This window comes from Paenibacillus sp. PvP094, from assembly GCF_040546835.1.
Lineage (GTDB): Bacteria > Bacillota > Bacilli > Paenibacillales > Paenibacillaceae > Paenibacillus > Paenibacillus illinoisensis.
In genome coordinates this window covers 3,658,089-3,670,427 of the sequence record NZ_JBEPOM010000001.1, presented here as the reverse complement: position 1 = coordinate 3,670,427, position 12,339 = coordinate 3,658,089, and the positions used below count along the sequence as shown (strand labels likewise).

The following is a 12,339-nucleotide window of genomic DNA, read 5'->3' as shown; positions in this document are numbered from 1 at the left end:
AGAATCCCCTACTCTTCATTCAATTCATGGATGGAACGATCCAGCCATAACTCATACCAATCCAGAAAGCGCAGACGTTCCGTATTGCCGAAATAATGATCCGGATAGATGCCGCTGCGATTCGCCCGATCATCGGTCCAGATCTCCCCGCTGCATGGTCCATTCAAAACCAGATTCATGGAAATGCCGCAGCCAAAATCACTGATGCGCAGCAGGCCTGCCGACCGTTTAGGATCCAGATAATCATGGTCCAGTACATCCCACTCTTCTTCTTCCTTGCTGTCATCATACCAGTCAACTTCCCAGTTCCAAGCTTCTACATAGGGAAATGGATCCGAGATAGCATTCAGCTCATCGTCATATCCAATGACGGCATACACCCCATCTTCCGGCTTCTCCAGTCCGTAATACGGACCTGCTCCTCCCGACCCGATATGCAGCAGAAAGGCCCGATACTCCTCTGGCAAAGTAATCTTCCATTTCTGTTCGAACCCTGTGATCTCTTCCGATGTCCATACCCGCTCCATCTCATACTCGTGGTTCTCTGCCCCAAACAAGCTCATATCCGCATCCAAACGTTGAAGATTCTTCAACTTCTCGCTTATGCGTTCTAGTTGCTGCTTATACACGACTGCTGTCCCCCCACCCTCTATTCCATTCGTTCTATGACATAACCACGTTGCTGCAGCTCATCCAGTGCTGCTTCTACATCACGTTCAGGACATAGCTTCCTGATTAAACCTGGCGTCACTGGTTTTCCTTCATATACTTCAGCAATCGCAGACAGCGGCAGTTCATGTGACTCGTAATAACCCTCTGCCCAATCAACGAACGCCTCTGGCGTTTCCTCAATATAGCCCAGCAAAAAATCGGCACCGCCTGTGGCGTCGTCTTCGCTTTCTTCGATTAACGCTTGCTGAATCCAGCTTCCTGTCTTCCACTCAGGGTCTTTTCCCTCCTGCCAAATACAAAAGGTAACATCCTCGGGTTCCATTCTCTCTTCCTGGTCCTCCAAGATTGCTCTCAATGCCTTTGGCACTTCATCATACATGCCCGGATAGACTTCACCATCGTCACGAGCATGGGGGCTTAGGGGAGATTCATGATCAAATCCTTTGATTAAGGTACCCGATGGGGTAAACAACACATGCAGGTGATCTCCTGCCCCGTTGGCGATACTCCCCAAAGCGACACCAGGCTGCAGCTCTGCTTCATATCGGTGTACACGAAGCCATTCCTCCTCCGACAGGATGATATCCAGTGCAGCGAGTATCCGCATATGTTGATGCAGTTTATCTGAATCTGTGATCGATGTGAAATTCCAATTCGGCATGTGAATTCCTCCGCTTCAGTTTTCTTCACTTCTTGAGTTCTATAAGACCTGTCTATCCTTATAAAAACACTTCAAATCCGGATCAGACTATCCAGATCATTGTGTCCTTGAGCACCCGGTTGAATCGTCAGTGAGATCTGATTGCCTTCTCTTGAGACGATGCAAGCTACATTTCCCGGCTGCAGCGATAGTGTTATTCCATCGCATGACTCATCTGGCTCCAGTTCTCCCCCACTGACATCTTCAGCTGCACCCAGAAATACGTTGCCGGACGGAACTTGCAGATAGAATACCTGCAAACCTTCCGTTTCTTGCACTTTGCTAGCTGTATCCGAGATGTCCACACTCCATGTCACCTCATACAATCCATCTGCTCCCAGATTGAAAAAGAGACAATGACCCGCATTCACCTCAGCCAGTTCATCTTCCGGAATGGACCACCAGTCGGGCGGTTCTTCTACACGGTGTTTTAACGAAGCCAGATCGAACAGGCACATGGTTGCCGTTCCCGTCACGAGTTGAAATGTCCCACGCATTCTTATCTTCCTCTCTGATCGTCATGATTTATTGCATTATCCACTCCAAGCGTAGCAACAGATCACCGTCCAGTTCCTGCCCGCATAACGACAGCAGCTTATGAAGACGTCCCCGTTCTGCCGCGGACAATCTTCCGCCGTAGCTGCGGTTCGGGTACCTGGCCCAGTTATACAACTGGCGATGAATGGCTTGTTTCACCCATTCGTGCCTTGCCGCTGGAAGCTGCTGCAGCAGCAGTCCGACCTGATTCCACTTGCTCATGGAGGAAATAATGCGCAGCACATTGCGGACTACATGAGGCAGGGCATCAGGGTCCGACAACAGATCAGCCATTACATCAGGCTGAATGAGATAGGGATGATGCATAAGTGCACGGCAGGCCTCCCGGGAAATGCCAGGTTGCGGGCTTTTTAGCGAATCTACAAAATGCGTTCCGTATGAAGAAGCGTCCAGCCGCATTAATCCGCGGATAACTGCTTTTCGTACGGCAATCGATGGATGCTTCGCATATTCATACAGCACTTCTGCGTCTGCCTTGTCCCCCGTCTCTCCCAGTCCTGAAATTGCTGCAGCGAGATGATGTTGATCATCACCCCAGATGACATCCAGATACCACTCCGCATAGCTCACGTTCATCCACCTTTTGGCATACCTCCGTGCTGTATCCCGCACTGGCAGGTTTGAATCCAGAAGCCGATCCATTATAACGGCCTTTGCATCATCGGGATACATGGTGGCAAGTACAGCCAGACCTTCTCGGCGGATTGAAGGCACACTGTCCAGCTGCATGCCAAGAAGGGCCTCTCTCAGCTTCTGACCGGACAACATACGATCTACTCGCTGCGCTGCCCATCGCCGGATGGCAGGGTTCTCATCCCGTAATGCCTGCTCCATAATCATGCCAGCATCCGTGCCCTCTGCTTCGAGTGAAATCCGAAAAGCGAACTGACGGATGCTGGGTTCAGGGGATACCCGTGCGTTATGAAGGACAAACCTGCATTCCTTCTGACGCAGCAGGTGATGTACGGATTCGATAAAAGACTCGAATGAATCCCGTCCACAGATCCGAAGCCGCTCCACAAGCATGATATTTTCCATCCACAGCTTGGCATGCTCGGGCTTCAGTTTAAGTTCCAGTGCCGCTCTCGCCAACTGACGAATTTCGGGCACCCAGTCATTCAACCGAAGCAGCAAATAAGAAAAGCTATAGGACTCATCCTCCCGAATCATTCTTCTAACCGCAGCCTCTCTGATGTAGCCGCTCCAGTGCATCGTCAACATGGACAAACGAATTGTACTGGCCTGATCTATCTTATGTACCTCACGTTCCACGACCCGCTTCCAAATGACTGGGGAAGGACGCCATTCCCTTACATGTTCGTTCAGCCACACCAGTTCGGATACTGGACACGCTTCTATTAAACGAGCTACCGCCTGCTCTGCAGCCTGACGGATAACAAGACTCTCATCATCCATCAGCCGCAGCAGACTCGGGATCAAGATATACTCTCCGGATTGACCAAGATGACGGAGCTTCTCGGCGGTTTCCTGAACCGTTCCCGTCTCGAGCCGATCCAGTTTATGCTGGAGTTCCGAAGTTAATTGCCGCATTTCATCCGCTCCTTCCCATCTGATTCAGGTGAGGAATCAGAACCATATCCAACCATTATATCAAGCCAGGCACCGGGGTTAAAGGAACTCAGGGGCTATATCTGTGTATGCTATACTTGTGAAAAAATGCAATGAGGGAGGGGCTGTAATATGGACGGATGGGAAAGCGGCGTGATTCGGGTTCACGATAGTCTGAAATTGTATTCCGGTCTTACGGAGGAGGAATTGAAGGGAAGTTGGTTTTATCGGGAGAATCGTACGGAGGTTCAGAAACTTACTACGGGATACACGTGGTATAAATTCAAATCAGATGCCTCTGCAGATGTTAAAGCATTTTACCTCGCCTTGTGTTTCCATCAGTCCCGGCTGGTTCAGGCCAGTTTGGCACTGGACGGCGAAGAATTCCCCTCTTCATGGGATGACTGGACCGAAGCAGGTGAGATGAAGCGCAAGCTGGCCCATGATGAGTGGCTCAAAAATCAAATTTCCGCTGCGCCGCATATTAACCGCTCCAAACCGTATCCCTATATGGAATACAGCTTCCCATGGGGATCAATATATTCCAGCTATGATCCACGGTCTGCGAGTGCGAGCATAGGGCTCACTTTTACCTGATATGGTGTTGGATCCCCTTCAATGCAAACAAGGCCATATCTCTTCATTTTCAGCTACAAATTGACGATATATCCATAACATGAACTTTTTGAACTTTGTGGAGGAAACTATGTCAATCAACCTTAGAAGAGAGCCTTTTCGTTATACATTGAAGGAACCCATCACGTTTGAAATTTACATTATCAGCATTAATGGAGTCTCTGCTCCGCACAAACCCATTCAGGCCGAATTGATCGATATCAGCCGATCGGGGTGCCAGCTTTCATTTCCGCTAAGCCTGCATGTGGAGTCCAATGAAATCCGGATCGGAATGAATCTGCTTCTTTTTGAAGATCCGTTAGATCTGGAAGGAACACTGCGCTGGGGCAATGAGGAGAACGAAACCTGGCACTACGGTGTACGGCTTGAGATACAAGACGGGAACCATGATCGCCTGTCCAGAGAACTGCGCATGCTTGCCGGACAGGGAAGAATCATGGTGAAGTAACGGTTTTGCTCGCGGTAGAAGCATTCTCCATTTTGGACCAGTTCACACTTTTCTCCAGAATCAGCGAGACCATAACTCCGATCACGAGACCATTGCTAATAATCGGAATAAGGTAAATCGGTAATGCCTGAAATGCCTCTGCAGGGATGTTCATCACTGCCACGCCGGTTAGCACAGGCAGAGCCACGCGGTAGATCGTCTTGGAATTAAACGCAGTACCTTCAATGGTGCGGAGAGCTGTTCCAAACATTTGCAGATAGGCTACAAACAGCACAGCACTGCCCACACTCGGTGGTATTTGCGCAAAAAAGGCAGTCACCGAAGGGGTGAGCCCCAAAATACATAACATGGCAGCTCCGATAATAAAAGCAGCACGCCGCAAAATCCGAGTGCTTTCCAGAAAACCGATAGACGAAGCAAATAAACCAAATGGCAGCACACCCACACATGCGGATAGCATGCTGAACAATCCGGTTAGCACATAGGAGCGTCTATATTGCTGGTCTGTCGTCTGTGTTTCATATATTTTCTCGACCGTGCTTAATGTCGTAATTGAATTCGTCATATTGACCAATCCGACGAAGAACGCCGTTACAACAATGCCCGGCTCCCACGTCGGTACTCCCCATGGAAATAGCGTAAACAAACTCCCCCCAGAATTGCCCGATAATCCTGCCTGCTGGCCTGGAAACACAAAACTGTAGGCAATCCACCCTGTCACAATGCCAATGAGGATGGAGTAGTTGCCCAGTTTGCCTCTTCCCTTCAGTTGGATCAGGGCGACTAGAAAGGCAATAGCTACAGATAAAGCTGCAACCGGCAGGTTAAATGTGCCGAATTCCGTATACCCGATCATGCCTTTGAAGAAATTCATGGTCAGCTGAATCGTCATGAGAAATAACATGGCGCTCTTGACCATGGGTGTAAACAGTTTCTGCAGCAGATGGGCTGCACCCAATCGGCCAAGAACAGCCATGGTTAGTCCTGCGAGCAGGAAGCCGGCAGCAAGTCCGCCCCCGATTCGCTCCAGACTCATGCCGGCAGAAGATGCGGAGACGGTCAGGCTGAGGGTCAATCCCCACCACAGACCGGACGGTCCGTCCATGACCGCGTAGCGATGCCCAAACACGGCCTGCAGAATGCACACAGCTCCGGTGAGCAGGAAAGCGTGCTGCATGGATGCGGCGATGGCATCCGGTGACATCTGAAAATTATGACCAATGGATAATGGCACCACAACCGTGTTGGTAAACAGGAAGAAGAACCATTGAATTCCTGCCAAAACCAGCGAGGATGTCTGACTCATATATTTTGTAATGAAATGCTCTTGTTGTCTGTTCATGATTTCATTCGTGTCCTTTCGTACCTCAATATGGAAATAGGCACCTTCATTCAGCTATTCGATAGCATCCGTTCCATTTCGGTATAACGGTTGCGTCTGGCATGAGCTAGCGGGGTAACGCCATCCCGATCGGCGATCTCTCTATCGGCACCATATTGCAGAAGCAATGCCACGATCTGCTGATGCCGGGGTCCACCGTCTCCCAGAATGACGGCCTCCAGCAGAGCTGTCCAGCCCAGATTGTTGACATGGTTCACATCCACATCCGAACAAGTCAGCAGGAATTCCACAATGTTCACATGGCCTCTGTCTGCTGCAGGGATAAGTGCGGTTCCGCCAAAGCGATTCGTTAATCTTGTATCTGCCCCAGCCGCGACGGCCATTTCAACAATTTCCTTGAGGCCCTCAGCACTGGCATATAACAATGGATTATCCAATCGATTATCCTGAATGTTAATATCCGCTCCGGCATCAATCAACATGCTAACTGTCTGTACCTTGTTGCCATGCACTGCAGCCATTAGCGGAGTTCTCCCAAGCGCATCCCGTTCATTCAGTCCGTCACCTTGTGTAATAAACCGGATTACCTCATCTGTATGTCCAGCTTCAGCAGCGGCATGTATCGTTTTAACCAATGCGTTCATCCTCCAATTCGTTGTTAACCTTGTGGATCAGCGTTCCTATGGAGATCGAATCTTGCTATTTAGGTGCGTAAATCTAATGTATGGTACCATAGGAGGATAGTATATTAAAAATACATGTTTTGTTGGCTAACTATACGAAATACATATACTTGCAACGAGGGTGAAAACAAGTGGATATCAAACAATGTCGCTACTTTATTGCCATTGCCGAAGAGAAACAAATTACAGCAGCTGCTCGAAGACTGCACATGGCTCAGCCTCCACTCAGCCAGCAATTAAAACTGATGGAAGAAGAGCTTGGCGTAGCCTTATTTGAACGCAAGGGACGCTTGATGGAATTAACGCAAGCAGGCCGCAGCTTCTATGATTATGCCGTCACGATGACCAAATACATGGAGGAAGCCGTTATGGAAATGCAGAGCTTCCGTTACGGCATCCGGGGCAAGCTATCCCTGGGCATGAACACCATTTCCGATAGTCTGATCCCGAAGGCGCTCCAGCAGTTTCGCACAAGCCATCCTCAAGTAACCTATAAAATTCAGCAGAATGAATCCGCTCAACTATGCAGCATGCTGGATGATGGACTGATTGAGCTGGCCTGCGTACGTATGCCGGTAAAAACAAAACACTATGAAGTGCTGCATCTGCCGCAGGAGCCGCTCTACTACATATCCCCAGAGCCCCTGGAGACCAAGGGAGAACATGGCACTTACTTTGATCAGTTGGCAGAAGTTCCACTCCTGCTTCCCAGTACAGAGGGACTCGGCATGTTTGAACTGATTCTCGAGAAGTTTCGTGAACATCAGGTGAAGCCTTCAATTATGGGTGAATGCTCAGATGTGGCCATGCTGCTAGAGCTGGTCCGGCTCGGATTCGCGAACTCCATCGTGCCTGGCACTGTGCTGCAGCTTCATCACGAACAATCATTCCATGTATATCGGATCCTTGATCCAAACTCCACCGTGGGTTCAGCGCTCGTCTGGCTGCACCATCGTTATCTGTCCAAGCCGGCCCAGCAATTCGTGCAGTTGGTTCGGGAGATGCTCCCATAGGTACATAACGGATGAGGTGTTGCTTCTGAAAGCAACGGATATGCTGTTGCAGTGACATATAACGATTAGCGTAGCTATAAAACAAAAAGCGTAGCTATAAAACAAAAAAACAGCAGGGTCTCCAGTACGTTTGGAAACTCTGCTGTTTCTTATGGATTAGGCTTTGGCTGTATAGAGCAGCTCTTGCTCTTTAATTGCAGTACGACCTGCAGATACAATCGACTCATATTGATGCATGTTTGTGATGATGACTGGTGTAATGGTTGTATAACCCGCTTTTTCGATTTCTTCACGGTCAAATTCCATCAATACATCACCCACAGCAACTTTTGCACCCGCCTGAACCTTAGGCGAGAAGAATTGGCCTTTCAGCTTCACTGTATCAATTCCGATGTGGATCAGCATCTCTGCACCGTTGTCGCTGACCAGACCAATGGCATGTCCACTCTTCGACAAAGAGAACACCGTTCCGTTAATCGGGGAAACCACACGACCTTCGGTCGGCTGAATTGCAAATCCTTTACCCATAATTTCTTCAGAGAATGCAGGGTCCGGTACTTCGCTCAGCGGTTTTACTTCCCCTGTCATCGGGCTGAATACTTCTTGATCCTGGGCTTTTTCTTCTTCTACCGCAGATACTGCGGAAGCGGAACTGTTTACATCAGCTGCAACTGGTGTAACAGGCTCAGCTGAAGCTGTAGTCGTTGCTGCTGGAACCGCTTCTGGAACATCTTCGAATCCGAGGATGTAGGTCAGAATTGCTGAAGCTACAACCGCAATGACTATTCCGATCAGAGCATATACAAATGTCGGACCGATGATCATTGGAATTCCTGAAAGACCTGCCAGACCACCCATAACATAGGCTTTAGTTTGGAAGAAGCTAATGAACGCTCCGCTAATTGCCGCACCAATCAGTGCTGCCACAAACGGTTTTTTGAATCGCATATTGACCCCGTACATAGCTGGTTCTGTAATACCCATAAGTGCGGTAACACCAGTCGATGCAGACAAGGACTTGATTTGTTTGTTTTTGGATTTCAGAGAAACACCTAGAGCACTACCTGCTTGTGCAAAGTTAGCAACCATCATGAGCGGAATCAAGTAATCGTATCCCAATGTTGCAATGGAACCGATCATGATTGGAACGAGCGCATAGTGCATTCCTGTAATAATCAAGAGTGAGAACGCTCCACCAACAAGCAATCCTGCAAACAAACCAGCATTATTAAACAACCAGTTAATACCGTCTGTCAAGCCGTTACCAATGATAACCCCTAGTGGTCCTACGGCGATCATCATAACAGGAACAATGATAAGCAGTGTAACTGTAGGTACAACAATCAATTTAAGAGAAGCATGTGTAACCTTGTCGATAGCTTTTTCTACATAAGATGCCAGCCAGACTGCAATCAAAATCGGAATAACCGAAGATGCATAGGTTGCAGCTACAACCGGCAAACCGATGAAAGATACATTCTCACCCGGTGCTAACAAAGCGGTAATGGTTGGATGCATAACCGATGCACCAATGGCTGCACCAATGTACATATTGCTCCCGAGTTTACGTGCTGTACTAATTCCGAGAATGATTGGCAGGAAGTAGAACGCACCATCACCAATTGCGGACAAGATGATGTATGTTGAACTTGTTGCATCAATCCATCCAAAGGTAAGCAGCAAGGCCACGATCCCTTTGATCATACCCGCGCCAGTGATGGCTGGAAGGATTGGAGTGAACACACCTGAAATAAAGTCAAATACGGCACTCAGCGAATTTTTCTTTTTGCCGCCTGTTGCAGCAGCAGCTGGTTTCGCATCAGGAGATTTGGACATGTTTCCTACCAGCGCGTTGTACACCACAGGCACGTCGTTTCCGATAATGACCTGAAATTGACCACCATTCTCCATAACACCCATAACGCCAGGTGTATTTTTAAGCGTCGCTTTGTCAGCTTTGCCATTGTCATTGAGATTAAATCTGAGTCTTGTCATACAGTGCGTGACTTGATCAATGTTTTCTTCTCCACCGACCAACTTCAGAATATCTTTGGACAATTGTTGTTTATCCATTGTATTTTGCTCCTTTAATGTGTAATGAAGGTTAAAAAAAAACCTAAACACTGAATAATGACAAAGCAGTTTCAGCTTATCATTATTCAACGTTTAGGTTTTGCCTTTTTAGCAGTAACAATCCTAAAATTATTCAATTGGTTGTTCATTTCTTACAACACGCTCAATGTGAATCGTCAGATACAGTATTTCTTCCTTGGACAAGACCCGATTATAGATCTTCCGCGTATAATCATTAATCTTGACTGCACAAGCATATGCTTCAGGGTATTGCTTACTCACCAGATCATGAAGCGGATTATCTTCTTCCTTGTCTTCAATGGCTGTACCTTGCAGCACACGTTGAGCAAAAAACTTCAGATGGGTTAAGAAGCGATAATAGCTCAGCGAATCCTCATCCAGTTCAATGACAAAACTGCGCCTTACAATGTTGAGTATGTCCTTGACAATATTCGTAATACTGATGGTTTCTCTCATCTCGCCGTTCATCTGGGCATTGACCAGATGCATGGCGATGAATGCGCATTCGTCTTCGGGAAGCAGTACACCCAGCGTTTCTTCAATAATCTGAAGTGCCTTTAGTCCAATGGCATATTCCTTGCGGTACATGCGCTTGATCTCCCAGAACAGTGCGTTACGGATCTGCAATCCTTGACGATGTCGATCAATGGCAAAATGAATATGATCCGTTAGTGAAATATAGATGCTCTCATGTAACTTCTCACCTAACACCGTCTCCGCATAACGAATAATTTCATCCGAGCATTCAACATATTCAACTGGAATATCGGACAGAAGCGTTTTCAGTTTCTGCGATACTTCCTTGCTTTCCAATGAGAATATTTTTTCGACAAGACTTTCGTCGATCGATTCACCAGCATGTTTTTTGAAGGCAATTCCCCGCCCCATGACGACCAGTTCGTTTCCGCCCGAATCAATCACGGTAACTACGTTGTTGTTGAGCACCTTCTCAATTTTCATTTCTTCACATCACCTTGCACCGTCAAAGTAGTAAAAGGCAAAACCAAAGCAGGTCACGAAAGATGCCCTGCTTCTGGTTTTGCCTGATTGAACAGTAACAATCCAGTTATTCATTAGCCTTAGGCCCATCTTACCATATAAATATCTATATGACAATGTTTTTGTGAAAGCGGTTAATGTGACTAATTATGACATGAGAAGATGCTTGTCAACCATGCCTTTTGAACCACTATTATTCGTTAATGCCTTTCAAGCTTGCACCATTAGTACTAATAACTTCTTTGTACCAATGGAACGATTTTTTCTTATACCGTTCCAGTGAACCTGTTCCGTCGTTGTTGCGGTCTACATAGATAAATCCGTAACGCTTCTTCATCTCTGCAGTCGATGCACTAACCAGGTCGATACAGCCCCATGAAGTGTATCCCATAACTTCGACACCATCTTCAAGCGCTTCACCAACCTGCACCAAGTGGTCATTCAGATATTGAATGCGATAATCATCATTTACCGTTTTATTGCCGTGCTCGTCCGTGATCAATTCATCCACGGCACCCAGCCCGTTCTCAACGATAAACAATGGTTTTTGGTATCGATCCCAGTATTTATTCAGCGTAACACGCAGACCTTGCGGATCGATCTGCCAACCCCATTCACTTGCTTTAAGGTAAGGGTTTTGAACCCCTGCAAACAGATTTCCTTTTCCTTCAATGCGTTTCTCCGGATCACCTGTCTCACAGATACTTACATAGTAGCTGAACGAGATAAAGTCGACCGTATGCTTCAGAATTTCCGCATCTCCGTCTTCGAACTTGATATTGATATTATTCGCCTTGAAATAACGGTTAATGTATTTTGGATAGTATCCACGTGCGTGGATATCGGCAAAAATGTCATTACGTTGTTCTGCATGCATCGCTGCAACCACATCATCCGGATTCGGAGTCAGCGGATACGTTGGCATACTTAGAACCATACAGCCAATTTTGGCTTCCGGCATAATTTCATGACCCAGTTTAACAGCCAGTGCACTTGCCACCAGCTCATGGTGAATCGCCTGATACAGATCCTGCTTGCTCAATTGATCTTTTGGCGTATAGATCCCGCCGCTCATGAATGGCTCCTCCAAAATGGAGTTGATTTCATTAAACGTCAGCCAGTATTTTACTTTGCCTTTGAACCGGTTGAACAGAACGGTTACATAACGTTCGTAAAACTCGATCATTTTACGGTTAACCCAGCCGTCATACGTTTTGGACAGATGCAGCGGCGTCTCATAGTGAGAGATCGTTACTAGGGGTTCAATCCCGTATTTATGGCACTCATCGAACAGGTCATCGTAAAATTGCAGACCTTTTTCGTTTGGCTCAAGCTCGTCCCCTTTAGGGAAGATTCGGGACCAGGCAATGGATGTACGGAACACTTTGAAGCCCATTTCGGCAAACAGTTTTACGTCCTCTTTGTACCGGTTGTAGAAATCGATACCGATCAATTTCAGGTTATCTTCCGTAGGTCCTTCCGTTCTTGGCGTGGTGATCCCGTGAGGCATCACATCTTGAACAGACAATCCCTTACCATCCGTATTATAAGCTCCTTCAAGCTGGTTGGCGGCTACCGCGCCGCCCCATAGAAAGTCCTTAGGAAATGGTGTTGTCATCTCAATC

General features: G+C 47.4%; 12 protein-coding genes. 3 read left to right on the top strand and 9 right to left on the bottom strand.

Annotated elements, in window-relative coordinates:
• Positions 1-8: 8 nt before the first annotated feature.
• From ABIC22_RS16950 to ABIC22_RS16935, 4 genes are all read right to left on the bottom strand, one after another.
• Positions 9-629, bottom strand: a complete 621-nt coding sequence (locus ABIC22_RS16950) for an SMI1/KNR4 family protein (RefSeq protein WP_354482458.1) — start codon at positions 627-629, stop codon at positions 9-11.
• 20 nt (positions 630-649) lie between these two features.
• Entirely contained in the window at positions 650-1,333 is a 684-nt protein-coding gene (locus tag ABIC22_RS16945; RefSeq protein WP_354482455.1) for a hypothetical protein, read from the bottom strand.
• A 71-nt stretch (positions 1,334-1,404) separates the two neighbouring features.
• Entirely contained in the window at positions 1,405-1,869 is a 465-nt protein-coding gene (locus tag ABIC22_RS16940; RefSeq protein ID WP_354482452.1) for a DUF6386 family protein, read from the bottom strand.
• Positions 1,870-1,897: 28 nt separating this feature from the next.
• Complete coding sequence (locus ABIC22_RS16935; RefSeq protein ID WP_354482449.1) at positions 1,898-3,481, bottom strand: HEAT repeat domain-containing protein; 1,584 nt, start codon at positions 3,479-3,481, stop codon at positions 1,898-1,900.
• A gap of 150 nt (positions 3,482-3,631) precedes the next feature.
• Between ABIC22_RS16935 and ABIC22_RS16930 the strand changes: the two genes are divergently transcribed.
• Together ABIC22_RS16930 and ABIC22_RS16925 are read left to right on the top strand one after the other, a co-directional pair.
• Positions 3,632-4,096, top strand: coding sequence for a hypothetical protein (locus ABIC22_RS16930; protein ID WP_354482446.1), 465 nt, complete (start codon positions 3,632-3,634; stop codon positions 4,094-4,096).
• 109 nt (positions 4,097-4,205) lie between these two features.
• Entirely contained in the window at positions 4,206-4,583 is a 378-nt protein-coding gene (locus ABIC22_RS16925; RefSeq protein WP_354482443.1) for a PilZ domain-containing protein, read from the top strand.
• On the opposite strand, the gene ABIC22_RS16920 is transcribed toward ABIC22_RS16925, so the two are convergent.
• Together ABIC22_RS16920 and ABIC22_RS16915 are read right to left on the bottom strand one after the other, a co-directional pair.
• Positions 4,570-5,925 carry a uracil/xanthine transporter gene (locus ABIC22_RS16920; protein ID WP_354482440.1) on the bottom strand — a complete coding sequence of 452 codons (1,356 nt, stop codon included), beginning with the start codon at positions 5,923-5,925 and terminating at the stop codon, positions 4,570-4,572. The two genes, ABIC22_RS16925 and ABIC22_RS16920, sit on opposite strands and share 14 nt — an antisense overlap.
• Before the next feature lie 50 nt (positions 5,926-5,975).
• On the bottom strand, positions 5,976-6,569 hold the full coding sequence (locus ABIC22_RS16915; RefSeq protein ID WP_318284089.1) for an ankyrin repeat domain-containing protein: 594 nt from the start codon (positions 6,567-6,569) through the stop codon (positions 5,976-5,978).
• 170 nt (positions 6,570-6,739) lie between these two features.
• Here ABIC22_RS16915 and ABIC22_RS16910 point away from each other — a divergent pair, with 170 nt between their 5' ends.
• On the top strand, positions 6,740-7,621 hold the full coding sequence (locus ABIC22_RS16910; protein WP_354482437.1) for a LysR family transcriptional regulator: 882 nt from the start codon (positions 6,740-6,742) through the stop codon (positions 7,619-7,621).
• A 156-nt stretch (positions 7,622-7,777) separates the two neighbouring features.
• On the opposite strand, the gene ABIC22_RS16905 is transcribed toward ABIC22_RS16910, so the two are convergent.
• From ABIC22_RS16905 to ABIC22_RS16895, 3 genes are all read right to left on the bottom strand, one after another.
• A complete protein-coding gene (locus tag ABIC22_RS16905; protein ID WP_127538792.1) occupies positions 7,778-9,694 on the bottom strand; it encodes a beta-glucoside-specific PTS transporter subunit IIABC in 1,917 nt (638 codons plus the stop codon).
• Positions 9,695-9,823: 129 nt separating this feature from the next.
• Positions 9,824-10,675, bottom strand: a complete 852-nt coding sequence (gene licT, locus ABIC22_RS16900) for a BglG family transcription antiterminator LicT (protein WP_127538791.1) — start codon at positions 10,673-10,675, stop codon at positions 9,824-9,826.
• A 232-nt stretch (positions 10,676-10,907) separates the two neighbouring features.
• A complete protein-coding gene (locus ABIC22_RS16895) occupies positions 10,908-12,332 on the bottom strand; it encodes a glycoside hydrolase family 1 protein (RefSeq protein WP_127538790.1) in 1,425 nt (474 codons plus the stop codon).
• Positions 12,333-12,339 lie beyond the last annotated feature (7 nt).